Consider the following 14,502-nt stretch of genomic DNA (forward strand, 5'->3'; position numbering starts at 1 on the left):
GATGTACGCGTTCGAGAACCGGCCCGGCCGGACCCGGACGTGACCGCCGAATTCCCAGAGATCAGGGTGTGATTACCGTGACCGCAAAGAACGAGAAGGCCAAGGCGAAGGCCGAGCAGGCCAAGGGAAAGGTGAAGGAGACGGTGGCCCGCGCGGTCGGGAACGAGAGCAAGACCGCCGAGGGCCGCACCGAGAAGTCCAAGGGCGATCTGCGGCAGGCCAAGGAGAAGGCCAAGGACGCCTTCAAGAAGTAACCGGCTCCCGGTGCTGCGGGGCCCCGCGAAGGCCACTTCGCGGGGCCCCGTCGTCATGGCCCGTCACAGAGCGCAGCCCTACGGCTCGCGCGGTTCCCCGAACCCGGTCAGGATGGGTGGGCTGGGCCCGCCCCATGTTCAGGAGGACATGATGCTGCTGCCCGACAAGGAGACCCTCGCGCGGCTGCTCTCGCTCTACCGGGCGCACGAGCGCGCGGTCCTGGCACAGCCCCACGAGCCTGCCTTGCGCAGACGCTTCGAGGACACCGCCTACACGCTCTGTGTGCTCATGGGCGAGCGCACGGCACGCGAGGCGGTGCACGCCGCCGAGCGCTACCTCGCCCTCGGCCGCCCCGCGCCACGCCCCCCGTTCGCCCCGACCGCTCCCCCGCCGTCGGCACGGTAGCGCTCTCCCCCCGACGTACCGGTTCCGTACGCGTCCGTACGGAAGCGGTACGTCACGACACGTCCGTCCTGGAGAAGACGTGCTCGTCCAGGACGATGCCGATGGCCACGGCCGCCGGAATGGCGACCAGGGCGCCGATCACACCGAGCAGCGCCCCGCCCACGAGCACGCCCACGACCGTGACGAGCGGATGCACGTCGACGGCGAACCGCATGACCTTGGGCACGATGAGGTAGTCCTCGGCCAGCCGGAACCCGACGTAGAAGGCCGCGGTGGCCAGGGCGATGGGCAGTGACACCGACAGGGCCACCAGGCTGACGACGAAGCCGCCGATGGTGCTGCCGACGATGGGGATGAGGTCCATCAGGGCGATGAAGACACCCAGTGCCGCCGCGTAGGGGACGCCGAGGGCCACGCACCAGACGAAGGTGGCCGCGCCGGCGATGACGGAGGTGGCCACGTTGCCGAGCATGTACCGCCCGACCCGGTTGAGGATCTCCTCGGTGACCTCCTGCACGTGGGGGCGTTTGCGGGCCGCCACGAAGCGCAGGCAGAACCGTTTCAGCGCGGGCAGGAAGGCCATCACGTAGACCATCACGACGAGGACGATGGCCCCCGAGGTCACCGCGCCGACCACGAACTTCCCGGCGCCCAGCAGGCCTCCGGCGAGCCCGGCCCCCCCGCCGGAGGAGAACTGCTGCTTGGCCTTGTCCACCAGGTGGTAGCGGTCCTCGAAGCGGCCCAGCGTGGAGTTGTGGTCGTGCAGGTCGCGCAGCCAGCCCGGAACGGCCTTCACCAGCGCGTTGATCTCGTCCGCGGCCGGCGGTACGACCAGCGCCAGAAAGCCCGCGAACACCGCGAGCAGCAGCACCAGGACGGCAGCGACGGCCCAGCCCCGGCGCATCCGGTGGCGGGTGAGCCACACGACGACGGGTTCGAGGGCGAGCGCGAGGAACACCGCGAGCAGCAGCAGGGTGAGCAGACTGCCGACCTCCAGCACCGTCTGCACGGTCAGCCAGGCCAGCGTGGCGCCCAGCCCCAGCGAGAAGCCGACGGCGAACCAGGACCGGCCGCCCGGGCCCTTCCTGCCCGCACCCCGCACCCACGCGCCCACCGGCCCGCCGGGCCCCGCCGGGGCGGCGCGCTCCGGCTCGCGGCCCTCCTCGCCCTCAGGCCGCACGGTCGCCATCGCCCACCCACGGGGTCGATGCCACCTGCATGGCGTGCGCTCCCTTCCCGTCGCAACCGCGTGCGGCCACGGCCCGGCCGCCCGCCGCCTCTCGACCGAGCATGTCCGACCGCCGGGCATCCGGCCACACCAGCCGCACGGCACGAACCCGGCCTGCCCGGATGCCGGGTCCCCCTGCCCGCCCCGGTGAAACAGCCGTGCCGCCGTCGGCGGATTGCCCTCCGGGCCGCCGGGTACCCGCCGGCCCGGAGGGGCCGGGGCGGCCGGGTGTGCCGAGCGCCGTGCGTCGTCGGCGGCCCGCGCGCGGCCTCGCCACCAGCCGCCATCTGGTCCACGCGGGCGCGGCGGTCCGCGGCCCCGCGCGCCGCGTGCCGTACCGCTGGACCGAGCCGCTGCGCCGCCTGCACTCCGGCCACATCGGCGACTACGTCGCCTGGCTCCTGGCGGGTACGGCCCTGCTCGGCGCCCTCGCGCTGCCCGGCATCCTCACCGGATAGCCGTCCGGGGCGGTGTCACAGCTCGCGCAGGGCGGGCAACAGCTTCGTCTCGGCCCATTGGATGAAGGGGAGCTGGTGTTCGCCGCCGATCTGGACGAGGGCGATCTCGGTGAAACCCGCCTCGACGTAGGGCCGTACGGCGTCGACGAAGGCGCCGACGTCGTCGCCGCACGGGATGGACTCCGCCACGTCCTGCGGGGTGACGAACTGGGTGGCGCCCTCGAAGCCCGACGGCCCGGGGAGCTCGGAGTTCACCGGCCAGCCGGAGGCGAACCACCGGAACTGGTCGTGGGCGCGGGCGATCGCCGCGTCCCGGTCGGGGTCGTAGCAGACCGGCAGCTGCCCCACGCGGGGCTTGCCGCTGCCGCCGTGCCGGTCGAAGGACTCCAGCAGCTCGGCCTTGGGTTCGGTGGCGATGACGAGGTCGGCGGAGCGGCCCGCCAGCGCGCAGGACACCTCACCCGAGACGGCGATCCCGATGGGCGGCGGCTCGTCCGGCAGGTCCCACAGCCGCGCGTTGGACACGTCGAAGTGGGCGCCCTGGTGGTTGACGTTGCCGCCTTCGAAGAGGGCGCGGATGATGTCGACGGCCTCCTCCAGCATGTCCAGGCGGACCTGCGGCGAGGGCCATCCGGCGCCCACCACGTGCTCGTTGAGGTTCTCGCCGGAGCCGAGACCCAGCCGGAACCGCCCCTCGGACAGCAGTTGCATCGTCGCGGCCTTCTGCGCGACGACCACGGGGTGGTAGCGGACCGTGGGGCAGGTCACGTATGTCATCAGTGGGATGCGCGAGGTGGCCTGGGCAGCGGCCCCGAGTACGCTCCAGGCGTACGAGGCGTGTCCCTGGGACTCCAGCCAGGGGAAGTAGTGGTCGGAGGTGACGGAGAAGTCGAAGCCGGCGCGTTCCGCGGCGACCACGTCGGAGACGAGGGCGCGGGGGCCGGTCTGCTCGGTCATCATCGTGTAGCCGATTTGCACCATAACCACACGTTTACCTGGCTCCTCGGATCGAAAACCTCCCGGCTCGGCCATCACGGTCCCCACCTCGGGAGAGAGGCGCGAATGGCCCACTCGCTTCCCCGGGAAATGGACCAGACGAAGGGGCCAACCGGGCCATAGTCTCCAGCTCATGACGACCCATCCGGTGTCCCCCGCGGGCCCCCGCCGCCTTCTGGCGCTCGCCCAGCTGACCAACTCCGTCGGCGACGGCGCCTACCTCGTGACCTCCGCCCTGTACTTCACCCGTGTCGTCGGACTCGCCCCGGCGCGGATCGGTCTGGGGCTCACCCTCGCCTGGGCCGTGGGCTCGGTCGCGGGCGTACCGCTCGGGCGGCTCGCGGACCGGCGCGGGCCCCGGGGGACGGCGGTGCTCCTGGCCCTGGCGACCAGCGCCTCGGTGGCGTCCTTCCTGGTGGTCCGCTCCTTCCTCCCGTTCCTCCTGGCCGCCTGCCTCTACGCCACCGCCCAGTCGGGGCTCGCGGCGGCCCGTCAGTCGCTCCTCGCGGGGCTGGTGGCCGAGACCGAGCGGACGCGCACGCTGGCTCGCCTCCAGGCCACGCTGAACGCGGGACTCGCCGTGGGCGCGGCGCTCGGGGGCGTCGCCCTGCACGCCGACACGACCGGCGCCTACCTCACGGTCTTCGCGCTGGACGCGGCGAGCTTCCTGCTCTGCGCCCTGCTCCTGGCGCGGCTCCCCCGCGTCGTGCCCGTGCCGCGGCCCGAGGGCGGGCGCCGCGGCCCGACGGTCCTGGGCGACCGGCCGTACGTGGTCGTGGCCCTTCTGAACACCGTGCTGCTGCTGCGGATGCCGCTGCTCAGCCTGGGCATACCGCTGTGGATCACCCAGCGCACGGCCGCGCCGGCCTGGCTGGTCTCGGCGCTGTTCGTGCTCAACACCGGCGCGGTGATGCTCTTTCAGGTGCGGACGGCCCGGAGCGTGCGGGGACTGACGACCGCCGTGCGGGCGGTGCGCCGCTCCGGCGCGGTGATGCTGGCGGCCTGCGCGGTCTTCGCGCTGTCGGCCGTGGGCGACGACGCCCGGACGGCCGCCGCGGCGCTCGTCGCCGGATCGGTGCTCCTGGTCGTCGCCGAGATGCTGCACTCGGCGGGCTCCTGGCAGATCGGCTTCGACCTGGCCCCCGCCGAGCGGATCGGCGAGTACCAGGGCCTGTTCGGCACCGGCGTCACCATCGCCCGCACCCTCGGCCCGCTCCTGCTGACCGCGCTCCTGGTGGACTGGGGCAGCCCCGGATGGCTGGTGCTCGGCGCGCTGATCCTGGTGGCGTCGTACGCGATGGGGCCCGCGGCCCGCCGGGGCGAGCGCCGGGCGGCTCCCGCCGGTCCGGCCGCCGCTCCCGTCCCGTCCCCTCAGTCCGGTCAGTCCGGCTGAAGCGAGCGCCACACCCGGTCGGGCAGGATCCGGTAGGCCTGGGCGAGGTCGATGTCGTACGTACTGGACAGCCAGCGGCGTGCGGTTTCGGCCGGGGGGCCGAGGACGAGGACGTCGATCAGCGGCGAGGGCAGCGGCGCGATCTCGCCCGCCTCGATACGGGGTCCCAGCCAGGCGGCGATGGCGGCCAGCTTGTCCGCCTTGACCCGGCGGATCTCGTCGGCGTGGGCGGCGAGATAGCCCGAGTAGGCGGAGGCGTGCAGGAAGAGCGCCACGTCCGGGTGCTCCTCGGTGAAGCGCAGATAGCACTGGACGAGCGCGCGGATGCCGGTGCGGGCGGTGCGCGCCCGCATGAGTACCGCCGTCATCTCGTCGAACAGCTGCTCCATGCAGCGGGTGTAGAGGGCGGCGGCGAGACCGTCGAAGCTGCCGAAGTGGTGGTAGAGACTGCCGAGGCTGACGCCGCTGGCGCGGGTGACGGCGCTGACGGTGAAGCCCTGCTGGCCCGACTCGGCGAACACCCGCAGGGCCGCGGTCAGCAGACGGTCGATCGTCGCCTCGCCGCGCTGCTGCCTAGGCGACACGGCTCTGCTCCTCGCGGTGCCTGCCGGGCCCGGTCCGTCGAGCTCGGGCACTGGGGGTGCTCCACAGGGCACCGATCGGGACGCTGTCTGCCATGGCGGCAACCCTAGCGCAGCGATCTCCACCGACCTGTAGAAGACTGTTCTAGAAATCGACTCCCCAACGACCTTTCCAACCACCACACTTGCCCGTATGACTCGACTGACTCGACGCCCGACCGGCGAACGGCCGGAGACCGACGCAGCCACCGAGGACGGCATCCCGGACGACTTCTGGTGGCCCGTGGCCACGCTGCCCGCGGCCGGCGACGGCACCGAGGCGCAGCACCCGGCCGACTCGCTGGCCGCGGGGAAACGCTGATGCGCGAAGCGGAAGCGGTCTCTACTGTGGCGCGGTGACTCTTTCCCATGATGTGGCCGGAAGCGGCCCGGCGGTTCTCCTGCTCCACTCGACGGTCTGCGACCGGCGGATGTGGGAGCCGAACGTTCCCGCGCTCGTCGACGCCGGCTACCAGGTGGTCCGCTGCGACCTGCGCGGCTTCGGCGAGACGCCTGTGCCCGACCGTCCGTACAACAACGCGGAGGACGTCGTCGCCCTCCTGGACACGCTCGGCATCGAGCGCGCGGCGCTGGTCGGGGCGTCCGGCGGCGGCCGGGTCGCGCTGGAGATCGCGGCCCGCAGGCCCGAGCGGGTCACCGCGCTGGCGCTGCTCTGCACCGCGCTGGCCGGGCACGAACCCGGCGCCGAGCTGCGGGCGTTCGGCGAGCGCGAGGACACCCTGATCGAGGCCGGTGACATAGCCGGGGCGACCGACCTCAACGTGGACGCCTGGCTGGGGCCGGAGGCCGACGGGGCGGTGCGGGAGCAGGTGCGCCGGATGCAGCGCAACGCCTTCGACGTCCAGTTGGCCGCCGAGGAGGAGTTCGGCCAGCTCAGGGTGGAGACCGACCTCGCCGCGATCGTGGCCCCGGCCCTGCTGGTCTCCGGTGACCACGACTTCGCGGACTTCCACGACATCGCGGTGCACCTCACCCATGTCCTCGCCGACGCCCGCCACCTCGCGCTGCCCTGGGCGGGCCACCTGCCCAGCCTGGAACGCCCCGACGAGGTGAACTCCCTGCTCGTCGGCTTCCTGCGCGAGACCCACGCGGCGGTCTGAGCCCGGCCGGGGTCTCCGGCGCCGTCAGTCGCCCGCGGCGTAGCAGCGGACGGTCACGGTCTGCCGGGGCCCCCACTCCTGCTCGACCTCGGCCAGCAGCTCCCAGCCGAGCCGCTCGTACAGGGCGACCGCCGCGGTGTCGGAGGCCACCACGTCGAGTACGGGATGCAGCCCGCGCGCCCGCGCCCCGCTCACCGCGCGGTCCAGCAGCAGTCGTCCGATGCCGTGGCCGCGCGCCCCGGGAGCGACGAAGAGCCGGCTGACCACGGCGGTCGCCTCGGGGCCGACTCCCGCGCGGGCGCTCCACAGGCCGGGTGCCGCATCGCCCGTACCGGCGAGCGACAGACCGGCGTGGCCGGCGATCTCGCCGTCCAGGTCGGCCACCCAGGCCGCGACGAGCGAGGGCGGGGCGAGCCAGTCGCCGGGGCGCTCGGGCCAGTTGACGGGATAGCCGTCGCGCTCGTGGACGGCTGCGAGCGCCCGGACGCACGCGTCCAGGTCGCGATCGGTCCGGGGGCGGACGTACGGGCGGGTGTCGGACGGGGAGGTGCTTGCGCTGTTCACCGCGGTATGGAAACACGGCCCGGGTCCGCTCCGGTCGGCCGCCCCGCAGCGCGGCGGGGTCCGCTGCCACGTCGTGGGACGGGCGGCCCCGGCGGGGGGAGATTGGTCAGACCAGGGCGTCGTGGACGAAGCACCAGCGCCAGTCCTCGCCCGGTTCGAAGGAGCGCACGATGGGGTGTTCCTCGCTCGCGGCGTGGGCGCGGGCGTGCTGCCGGGGGGACGAGTCGCAGCAGCCGACGTGGCCGCAGACGAGGCAGAGCCGCAGATGGACCCAGGGGGAGCCCTCACGCATACAGTCCTCGCACCCCTGCGGGGTACGGGGCTCCACGTCCCGGATCATGGCCAGATGGGGATCGGGCTCGGTGGTCATGGCGTCCTCCGTCGATAGGGGCCCCGCGTCCTCCAGGGTAGGAACGCCCGGCACCGGCCGCACGCCGTCGCCGCTCGCTTCCGCGGCGCCCCGGGGGGACCCTGGGAGTACGTGGGCGAGTCCTGGAGGTGACCGTCATGACCACACTCGTCGGGTGGCATGTGGAGCTGGAGTTCTCCGAGGTCGGGGACCGCACCAGCGCCGCGGGGCTGCTCAGGCTCGCCGACGGTACCGAGATGAGGGGGCACGGCTACGCCCTGCGCCATCCCCTGGACCCGGAGCAGGTGCGGGTCGGGGAGGAGATCGCCGGTTCCCGGGTCCTGATGGACCTGGCGTCCCAACTGCTGCAGAAGGCGCACGCCGAGATCGACGAGGCGGCGGGGCACCGGACCCGGCCGCTGACCCGCTGACGCGGCCCCGAGCCCGGAACACCGTCGAGAAACCCTCTCCGGACCCAGCGTCCGCGCCCCCGTGACGACCTTGGACGGGGGCCCGGACGGCGCCGGACCTCCACCCCGGACGGGGGCCCCTCCCCCCGCCCCCTCACGGCCCGCACACAGCCGCCCACGGCCTCCCCGCACCTCGCCTGACCTGGTCTTCCGTACGTGTCGAACCTACGATCGCCGGACAGGGAAAGGGGGGCCGGATGGACCGGAACATCCGCACCGTGGACGACGTACTCAAGCTCATGGACGGCCTGTTCGCACCCGGGGCCGACCGCTGGACCACCGGCGCGGCGTCCTGGTGGGACGCGTTCTACGCGGACCGCACCAAGCCGGTGCCGTTCTTCGTGGCGAAGCCGGACGAGAACCTCGTCGCCCATCTCGACCGCGGTCTGATCGCCCCGGGCCGGGCGCTCGACCTGGGCTGCGGGCCCGGCCGCAACGCGCTCCACCTCGCCTCGCGGGGGTTCGAGGTGGACGCCGTCGACCTCTCCCCCGGCGCCATCGCCTGGGCCGGGGAACGGGCCCGGGACGCGGGGGCCGACATCCGGTTCCACCACGGTGACGCGTTCACGCTCGCCGGGGCGGCGCTGAGCGGGCCGTACGACCTGATCCACGACTCGGGCTGCTTCCACCACCTGCCGCCGCACCGTCGCATCAGCTACCTCGGCCTGCTCGACCGGGTGCTCGCCCCCGGCGGCCATCTCTCGCTCACCTGCTTCGCGTCCGGCGAGATGGGCTCCGAGCTCCCCGACGGTGACTTCTACCGCCGAGCAGGGCTGCACGGCGGACTCGCCTACACCCCCGAGTCCCTGCGGTGGATCTTCTCCGACCTCACGGAGGTCGAGCTGCGCCGTATGCGCGACGAGGCCCCGGACTCACCGCGCTTCGGTGAGCCGTTCCTGTGGACCGCGCTGTTCCGCCGCGAGCCCGGGATGTGACGGACAGACGTAATCAGGCCGTTCACCGAACGGCCGTGGCGGCGCACCGCGCACCTTCCGTACGGAGGGGGCGCGGTGCGTCCGCGTGGGCGGGCGGTGCCGTACGGGACGGCTACCGCTTCGCGTAGTCCGAGAAGCCCATCCAGTCGACGACGACGCACGGCTCGTCGCCGAGGACCCAGGCGTCGTGGCCGGGCGCGGCGTTCATGTAGTCGCCGGGGCCGAAGTCCTCCTCCTGGCCGTCGTTCATGACGACCTTGATGCGCCCGGAGATCACATAGCTCGCGTGCGCGACCAGGCAGCTGTCCGTCTGCGCGATCGGCTTGACGTGTTCGGACCAGCGCCAGCCGGGCTCGAACGTCGCCCGGCCGACCTGCCCCCCGCCGACGTTGATCAGCTCCAGGCGCCCTTTGCCGCCCTCGAACGGACGGACCTCCTCCGGCGCTTCGAAACTCTTGCGTACGAGACCGGCCATGAGTGCTTCTCCTCGGGCGGCGGGTGGGGGAACGAAAGACGCTCCGAACGTAACCAGGGCCGTGGAGGGACGCGAACGGCATGGACCGTCCGGGTGACGGGGCCGGGCCCCCACCGGGTGCCGCACCGGACGCCGGCCGTCCGCGGACCGCGGATTTCCCCGAGCAGTGGTCCAGTGCGCGCCACCCCCGGTGACCCATGGCGTAACCGCCTCTCCCCCGAAATTGGTCTAGTCCTGTTTTGGTCCAGTCCATTGACATGTCTCTGATCACGGGGATATCCCATATCCAACACCGCTGCGCCCCACGGGAATTGGCGGACCCTCCCCTCACACCTTGGACAGACATGAGACGCATGCGTACCCTCCGCGCGGTTCTCACCGCGACCGTCACCGCCGCGGCCACGGCGGGCCTCGCCGTGCTCGGCGGCGGCTCCGCCCAGGCCGCCACCCCCCTGCCGGCCCATGTCTTCGCCCCCTACTTCGAGGCCTGGACCGGCGAGAGCCCCGCCGCCCTGGCCGCCCAGTCCGGCGCGAAGCACCTGACGATGGCGTTCATCCAGACGGCGTCCAAGGGCTCCTGTACGCCGTACTGGAACGGCAACAGCGGTATGCCGATCGCCTCCTCCACCTTCGGCAGCGACATCAAGACCATCCAGTCGCGCGGCGGGGACGTCATCCCGTCCTTCGGCGGCTACACCGCGGACACCACCGGTACCGAGATCGCCGACAGCTGCACCGACGTCAGCCAGATCGCCGCCGCGTACGAGAAGGTCATCACGACCTACGACATCTCCCGGCTCGACATGGACATCGAGGTCGACTCGCTGGACAACAGCGCGGGCATCGACCGGCGCAACAAGGCGATCAAGCAGGTCCAGGACTGGGCGGCGGCCAACGGCCGCAAGGTGGAGATCTCGTACACCCTCCCCACCACCACCTCGGGCCTCGCCGCAAGCGGCCTCGCCGTGCTGCGCAACGCGGTGAGCAACGGGGCGCGCGTCGACGTCGCCAACCTCATGACGTTCGACTACTACGACAACGCCGCCCACAACATGGCCAACGACACCCAGACGGCGGCCCAGGGCCTGTACAACCAGCTCGCCCAGCTCTATCCGGGCAAGACCTCGGCCCAGCTGTGGGGGATGGTCGGCGTCACCGAGATGCCGGGCGTCGACGACTTCGGCCCCGCCGAGACGTTCACGCTCGCCAACGCCGCCCAGGTGTACAACTGGGCGGTCTCCAAGGGCATCAACACCCTCTCCTTCTGGGCGCTCCAGCGCGACAACGGCGGCTGCCCCGGCGGCGCCGCCGCGGACAACTGCTCCGGCATCCAGCAGAACACCTGGGACTTCAGCCACGTCTTCGAGCCCTTCACCTCGGGCAGCACCGCTCCTGTCAACGACTTCTCGGTGACGGCCTCGCCCGCCACCGGCTCGGTCGCGGCGGGCGGTTCGGCCACCACGACGGTCAAGACCGCGGTGACCGCGGGCCAGGCGCAGTCCGTGAACCTCACCGTCAGCGGCGCCCCGGCCGGTGTCACCGCCTCGCTCAGCCCGGCCTCGGTGACGGCGGGCGGATCGTCCACGCTCACCGTCGCGACGACCTCGGCGGCCGTCCCGGGTACGTACACCCTCACCGTGACCGGCTCCGGCGCCTCCGCGAGCCACTCGGCGACGTACACCCTGACCGTCACCGGCGGCAGCGGACACCAGTGCACGGCGACGCCGTGGAACGCCACGTCGGTCTACACCGGCGGGACGCAGGTGTCGCACAAGGGCCACAACTGGAAGGCCAAGTGGTGGACACAGGGCGAGGAGCCCGGCACCACCGGTGAGTGGGGTGTCTGGCAGGACCTGGGCGCCTGCTGAACCCGGCGCGCTCGAGGTGAGGGTGTCCGGCGCGGTCCTCCGCGCCGGACACCACCATGTCGGGGGTGTGCCCCGGTGTCCAAAAAACGTCTCCCACCAACCGTCGGCCGGGCAAGCTTCTCGGTGATCGTCCGCACCGGACGACACCTACTTGTGCCGTGTGTGCCGAATGGAGCCCGAGCATGTCGAACATCCCCGCCGACCTGCGCTACACCCTGTTCCACCAGTGGGTCCGAGACGAGGGCGACGGCGTACTCGCGGTGGGCCTCACCGACTACGCCCGACAGGCCCTCGGCGACATCGAGTTCCTCGAACTGCCCGACGCCGGAAAGACCGTCTCGCGCAAGGAGGCGGTGGGCACCGTGGAGTCGGTGAAGGCCGCGAACGACATCTACTCGCCCCTCGCCGGCGAGATCGTCGCGACCAACGCGGACGCGGTGGCCACCCCGCAGACGGTCAACACCGATCCGTACGGCGTCTGGCTCTTCAAACTGTCCCCCGCCGAAGGCGAGCCGACGCAGGAGCTCCTGACGGCCGAGCAGTACCAGGCGGCCACGGGAGCCTGAGGCAGGACGGGAGGCACCGGCGGCGGGCGGGAGGCAAGGTGGACTGGGGCACGCTCGTCGCGACGCTCAGCGGTGGCACGATCGCGATCTCCGGGACGGTGCTGGCGGACTACCTGCGGCACCGCCGGGAGGACGAGCGCGGGTCCGGGGCGCGGCGGCGCACGGTGTATCTGGAGTTCATCTCCGCCGCTGAGGCGTGCTTCACACGGTTGCGCCACCTCGCGCAGACCGCCGGGGAGGAACCCGGCCTGGAGGCCGCCACACGCGCCGCCCTGCGCGAGGGCGGGATCCAGGAAGTGCGGGAGCGGCTGTTCATCGAGGCCGGCACCGACGTGGCCCGTGCCGGGCAGAGGATGTACGAACAACTCCGGGCGCTGCGCCGGGCCGTGGCCACCGGCGCGGGGGCGGCGTCACCCGTCTTCCACGAGGCGTACCACCCGTACATCGCGGCGGTATGGGCCTACCGGGTCGCCGTACGCGCGGAGTTGGAGGGCCAGTCCCTCTCCCCCGCGGACTTCGGCTGGCGCGGGTGGGACGGCAGGGACCGCTGCCCCGTGTGCGGCGCGACGGTCGCCGGGACGTGAACGGTCACCGGACGTGAGCGGTCGTCGGCCCCGGCCGTGCCGGGGCCGACGACCAGGTGCCCGGGTGCGTCACGCCATCGGTGGGTTGTCCTGCCCACCGCCCTGCTCGCGGTCCGCGTCCAGCTGCTGCTTGAGCCTGTCCTGGGCGGTGTCCACCTGGCCGCTGTACTTGCTCTGAGTTCGTTCGTCGACGAAGTCACCGGCGCGGTCGACACCCTTACCCGCCTGGTCCTCGTGCCCCTTGAGCATTTGCTTGAGCTTGTCCATGACGGACATGTCTTGTCCTCCTAGAGCAGGCAGCCCCCGGACTCCAGGATCACCCCTTCCCCCGCCACTCCGCATCCGGGCGGGCGCGGACACCCCCGGCCGCCGGGAACCGCCGGGCCTCCCGCCGACGGGCGAATCCTCGACGGTCCGTACCGCCTACCGCCGCGCCGCCGCCACGAACGCGCGGATCAGCCGCTCCGACTTCACCCCGCGTTCGCTCTCCACCCCGCTGGAGACGTCCACGCCCCACGCCCCGGTGGCCTGGACCGCCCGCGAGACGTTCTCCGGGTGCAGGCCTCCCGCGAGCAGCCAGCGGCCCGTGGGGGCGGTGAACCGGGGCGAGGCCCAGTTCCACGGTTTGCCCGAGCCGGGGTCGGGGGCGTCGAGCAGCAGCATGTCCTCGTCCAGCTCTCCGCAGCCGACCGGGACCTCCCCCGCGGCGGTGGCCCGGATCAGCGTACGGCCCGGGGCGCGCAGGGCGCGGTAGTGCTCGGGGCCCTCGTCGCCGTGGAACTGGACGGCACGGACACCGCTCTCCCGCGTCAGCCGACGGACCTCCTCGACCGGCTGCCCGCGGAAGACACCCACCGTGAGCACGTGCTCCGGCACGCGTGCGCCCAGGCGCCGGGCGGTCCCGGGGTCCACCGTGCGCGGACTGGCCGCGAAGACGAACCCCACGGCGTCGGCCCCGGCCTCCACGGCCGCGTCCACATCGCGCTCGGTCCGCAGACCGCAGATCTTGACGAAGAGATCGCTCATGGGCCCCAGTCAACCAAACCCCCGGTCCGGGGCGGCCGGACCCGGGAGAAGCCGTGTGCGGGGGCGGGCGGGGGCGACTGGTCGGAAGGGCGCGCGAAGTGCCGTACAGTTGTGTTCACCGACGCGGGGTGGAGCAGCTCGGTAGCTCGCTGGGCTCATAACCCAGAGGTCGCAGGTTCAAATCCTGTCCCCGCTACTGTACGAAGAGGCCCGCATCCCCTGGGATGCGGGCCTCTTCGCCTGTCCGCGTGTCCGTGGACCTCAGAGCGCGCGGTCCAGCAGGGCGAGCAGGGCCTCCCAGTGACGGGCGTCGGCAGCGGCGTCGTAGGCCGCGGTGTCGGCCTGGGTGTAGCCGTGCTGGGCGCCCGGGTAGACCTCGGCGCGGTGGCGGACCCCGGCTTGCGAGAGCGCCTTGTTCAGGCGGTCGATCTGCTCGGCCGGCATGCCCGGGTCCTGGTCGGCGTGGCCGAAGTACAGCTCGGCGGTGATCCGCCCGGCGAGCAGGTGCGGGCTGTCGGGTGCGTCGGTGGCCATCCGGCCGCCGTGGAAGCCGGCCGCCGCCGCGACCCGCTCGGGGAAGGACCCGGCGGTGCGCAGGGCGAGGCCCGCGCCCATGCAGTAGCCGGTGACGCCCACCGGCCCGTCCGTCGTCAGCGGGGACTCGGCCAGCCAGCCCAGATACGCTTCCGCGTCCCGCACGACCAGGTCGGCGGTGAGGGCGAATATGTGCGGGCCCAGGGTCTCGAAGATGTCCGGCCGCTGCTGCGGGTCGATGAAGTCGGGCAGCTCGGCGATCGGCGCCCGGCCCGCCCGGTAGAACACGTTGGGGACCAGCACGGTGTATCCGGCCGCCGCGATGCGGTCGGCCATCCCCTTGAGGTGGGGGCGGAGCCCGAAGGCGTCCATGTAGAGCAGGACCCCGGGGTGCGGGGCGTTGTCGTCGGGGTGGACGAGGTAGGCGTCGGCGGTGCCGTCCTGCGTGGGGATGTCCACGGAGGATCCGAGCACTGTGGTCATGAACGTCTCTCTTCTCGTTCGGTGTTGCACGCGGGACACCTCGACAGCGTGTCACAACGCCCCGGACACGAAGATCCTTTTCTTGCCGTTCCGCACTGGTTGGACGGATCCGAGGTACGGCGTTTTCCGGCCGTTTCCCGTCCTACGGGCCGGAATTGAACCCGCCGAAGCC

The 14,502-nt window shown here is 72.5% G+C and carries 20 protein-coding genes and 1 tRNA gene; 12 read left to right on the forward strand and 9 right to left on the reverse strand.

What is annotated here, in order from left to right; translation table 11 throughout:
- Positions 1 to 77 precede the first annotated feature (77 nt).
- Positions 78 to 254, forward strand: a complete 177-nt coding sequence (locus ACZ5ID_RS01365) for a CsbD family protein (RefSeq protein WP_406555088.1) — start codon at positions 78 to 80, stop codon at positions 252 to 254.
- Between the two features lie 151 nt (positions 255 to 405).
- On the forward strand, positions 406 to 660 hold the full coding sequence (locus ACZ5ID_RS01370) for a DUF5133 domain-containing protein (RefSeq protein WP_468892334.1): 255 nt from the start codon (positions 406 to 408) through the stop codon (positions 658 to 660).
- A 52-nt stretch (positions 661 to 712) separates the two neighbouring features.
- Here ACZ5ID_RS01370 and ACZ5ID_RS01375 read toward each other — a convergent pair whose 3' ends face one another.
- Positions 713 to 1,849, reverse strand: coding sequence for an AI-2E family transporter (locus ACZ5ID_RS01375; RefSeq protein WP_468892336.1), 1,137 nt, complete (start codon positions 1,847 to 1,849; stop codon positions 713 to 715).
- 269 nt (positions 1,850 to 2,118) lie between these two features.
- Between ACZ5ID_RS01375 and ACZ5ID_RS01380 the strand changes: the two genes are divergently transcribed.
- A complete protein-coding gene (locus ACZ5ID_RS01380; RefSeq protein ID WP_468892338.1) occupies positions 2,119 to 2,346 on the forward strand; it encodes a hypothetical protein in 228 nt (75 codons plus the stop codon).
- A 15-nt stretch (positions 2,347 to 2,361) separates the two neighbouring features.
- Here the strand turns inward: ACZ5ID_RS01380 and ACZ5ID_RS01385 are convergent, their stop codons facing one another.
- Positions 2,362 to 3,327: an LLM class F420-dependent oxidoreductase gene (locus ACZ5ID_RS01385; RefSeq protein WP_468893135.1), complete on the reverse strand. Its 966-nt coding sequence runs from the start codon at positions 3,325 to 3,327 to the stop codon at positions 2,362 to 2,364.
- 148 nt (positions 3,328 to 3,475) lie between these two features.
- On the opposite strand from ACZ5ID_RS01385, the gene ACZ5ID_RS01390 reads away from it, so the two are divergent.
- Positions 3,476 to 4,735, forward strand: coding sequence for an MFS transporter (locus ACZ5ID_RS01390; RefSeq protein ID WP_468892340.1), 1,260 nt, complete (start codon positions 3,476 to 3,478; stop codon positions 4,733 to 4,735).
- On the opposite strand, the gene ACZ5ID_RS01395 is transcribed toward ACZ5ID_RS01390, so the two are convergent.
- Positions 4,723 to 5,319, reverse strand: coding sequence for a TetR/AcrR family transcriptional regulator (locus ACZ5ID_RS01395; protein WP_406554208.1), 597 nt, complete (start codon positions 5,317 to 5,319; stop codon positions 4,723 to 4,725). The genes ACZ5ID_RS01390 and ACZ5ID_RS01395 overlap by 13 nt on opposite strands.
- 190 nt (positions 5,320 to 5,509) lie before the next feature.
- Between ACZ5ID_RS01395 and ACZ5ID_RS01400 the strand changes: the two genes are divergently transcribed.
- Entirely contained in the window at positions 5,510 to 5,677 is a 168-nt protein-coding gene (locus ACZ5ID_RS01400) for a hypothetical protein (RefSeq protein WP_468892342.1), read from the forward strand.
- 34 nt (positions 5,678 to 5,711) lie between these two features.
- Entirely contained in the window at positions 5,712 to 6,476 is a 765-nt protein-coding gene (locus tag ACZ5ID_RS01405; protein ID WP_468892343.1) for an alpha/beta fold hydrolase, read from the forward strand.
- A 24-nt stretch (positions 6,477 to 6,500) separates the two neighbouring features.
- On the opposite strand, the gene ACZ5ID_RS01410 is transcribed toward ACZ5ID_RS01405, so the two are convergent.
- Positions 6,501 to 7,040, reverse strand: a complete 540-nt coding sequence (locus ACZ5ID_RS01410) for a GNAT family N-acetyltransferase (protein ID WP_468892345.1) — start codon at positions 7,038 to 7,040, stop codon at positions 6,501 to 6,503.
- Between the two features lie 106 nt (positions 7,041 to 7,146).
- Entirely contained in the window at positions 7,147 to 7,410 is a 264-nt protein-coding gene (locus ACZ5ID_RS01415) for a UBP-type zinc finger domain-containing protein (RefSeq protein ID WP_468892347.1), read from the reverse strand.
- A 137-nt stretch (positions 7,411 to 7,547) separates the two neighbouring features.
- Here ACZ5ID_RS01415 and ACZ5ID_RS01420 point away from each other — a divergent pair, with 137 nt between their 5' ends.
- Both ACZ5ID_RS01420 and ACZ5ID_RS01425 read left to right on the forward strand, forming a co-directional pair.
- On the forward strand, positions 7,548 to 7,820 hold the full coding sequence (locus ACZ5ID_RS01420) for a DUF1876 domain-containing protein (protein ID WP_468892349.1): 273 nt from the start codon (positions 7,548 to 7,550) through the stop codon (positions 7,818 to 7,820).
- Between the two features lie 236 nt (positions 7,821 to 8,056).
- The gene (locus ACZ5ID_RS01425) at positions 8,057 to 8,794 is read left to right on the forward strand and encodes a class I SAM-dependent methyltransferase (protein WP_468892351.1); all 738 of its coding nucleotides are present in this window, start codon (positions 8,057 to 8,059) and stop codon (positions 8,792 to 8,794) included.
- Between the two features lie 112 nt (positions 8,795 to 8,906).
- On the opposite strand, the gene ACZ5ID_RS01430 is transcribed toward ACZ5ID_RS01425, so the two are convergent.
- Complete coding sequence (locus tag ACZ5ID_RS01430; protein WP_468892353.1) at positions 8,907 to 9,269, reverse strand: cupin domain-containing protein; 363 nt, start codon at positions 9,267 to 9,269, stop codon at positions 8,907 to 8,909.
- Positions 9,270 to 9,613: 344 nt separating this feature from the next.
- Between ACZ5ID_RS01430 and ACZ5ID_RS01435 the strand changes: the two genes are divergently transcribed.
- The 3 genes from ACZ5ID_RS01435 to ACZ5ID_RS01445 all read left to right on the forward strand — a co-directional run bounded on the left by ACZ5ID_RS01435 (position 9,614) and on the right by ACZ5ID_RS01445 (position 12,287).
- Positions 9,614 to 11,137 (forward strand): glycosyl hydrolase family 18 protein, encoded by a 1,524-nt coding sequence (locus ACZ5ID_RS01435; RefSeq protein ID WP_468892355.1) that lies wholly within the window; start codon positions 9,614 to 9,616, stop codon positions 11,135 to 11,137.
- A 182-nt stretch (positions 11,138 to 11,319) separates the two neighbouring features.
- Complete coding sequence (gene gcvH / locus ACZ5ID_RS01440) at positions 11,320 to 11,703, forward strand: glycine cleavage system protein GcvH (protein ID WP_406556637.1); 384 nt, start codon at positions 11,320 to 11,322, stop codon at positions 11,701 to 11,703.
- 38 nt (positions 11,704 to 11,741) lie between these two features.
- Entirely contained in the window at positions 11,742 to 12,287 is a 546-nt protein-coding gene (locus ACZ5ID_RS01445) for a CchlQ (RefSeq protein ID WP_468892357.1), read from the forward strand.
- Positions 12,288 to 12,356: 69 nt separating this feature from the next.
- Here the strand turns inward: ACZ5ID_RS01445 and ACZ5ID_RS01450 are convergent, their stop codons facing one another.
- Together ACZ5ID_RS01450 and ACZ5ID_RS01455 are read right to left on the reverse strand one after the other, a co-directional pair.
- Positions 12,357 to 12,563 carry an antitoxin gene (locus tag ACZ5ID_RS01450; RefSeq protein ID WP_468892359.1) on the reverse strand — a complete coding sequence of 69 codons (207 nt, stop codon included), beginning with the start codon at positions 12,561 to 12,563 and terminating at the stop codon, positions 12,357 to 12,359.
- A 147-nt stretch (positions 12,564 to 12,710) separates the two neighbouring features.
- Positions 12,711 to 13,313, reverse strand: coding sequence for a phosphoribosylanthranilate isomerase (locus tag ACZ5ID_RS01455; protein ID WP_468892361.1), 603 nt, complete (start codon positions 13,311 to 13,313; stop codon positions 12,711 to 12,713).
- 122 nt (positions 13,314 to 13,435) lie between these two features.
- Here ACZ5ID_RS01455 and ACZ5ID_RS01460 point away from each other — a divergent pair.
- A tRNA-Met gene (locus tag ACZ5ID_RS01460) sits at positions 13,436 to 13,509 on the forward strand.
- A gap of 65 nt (positions 13,510 to 13,574) precedes the next feature.
- Here the strand turns inward: ACZ5ID_RS01460 and ACZ5ID_RS01465 are convergent.
- Positions 13,575 to 14,330 (reverse strand): dienelactone hydrolase family protein, encoded by a 756-nt coding sequence (locus ACZ5ID_RS01465; protein WP_468892363.1) that lies wholly within the window; start codon positions 14,328 to 14,330, stop codon positions 13,575 to 13,577.
- Between the last annotated feature and the right edge of the window lie 172 nt (positions 14,331 to 14,502).

The sequence above is a fragment of the Streptomyces sp. NPDC031670 genome, from assembly GCF_055580545.1.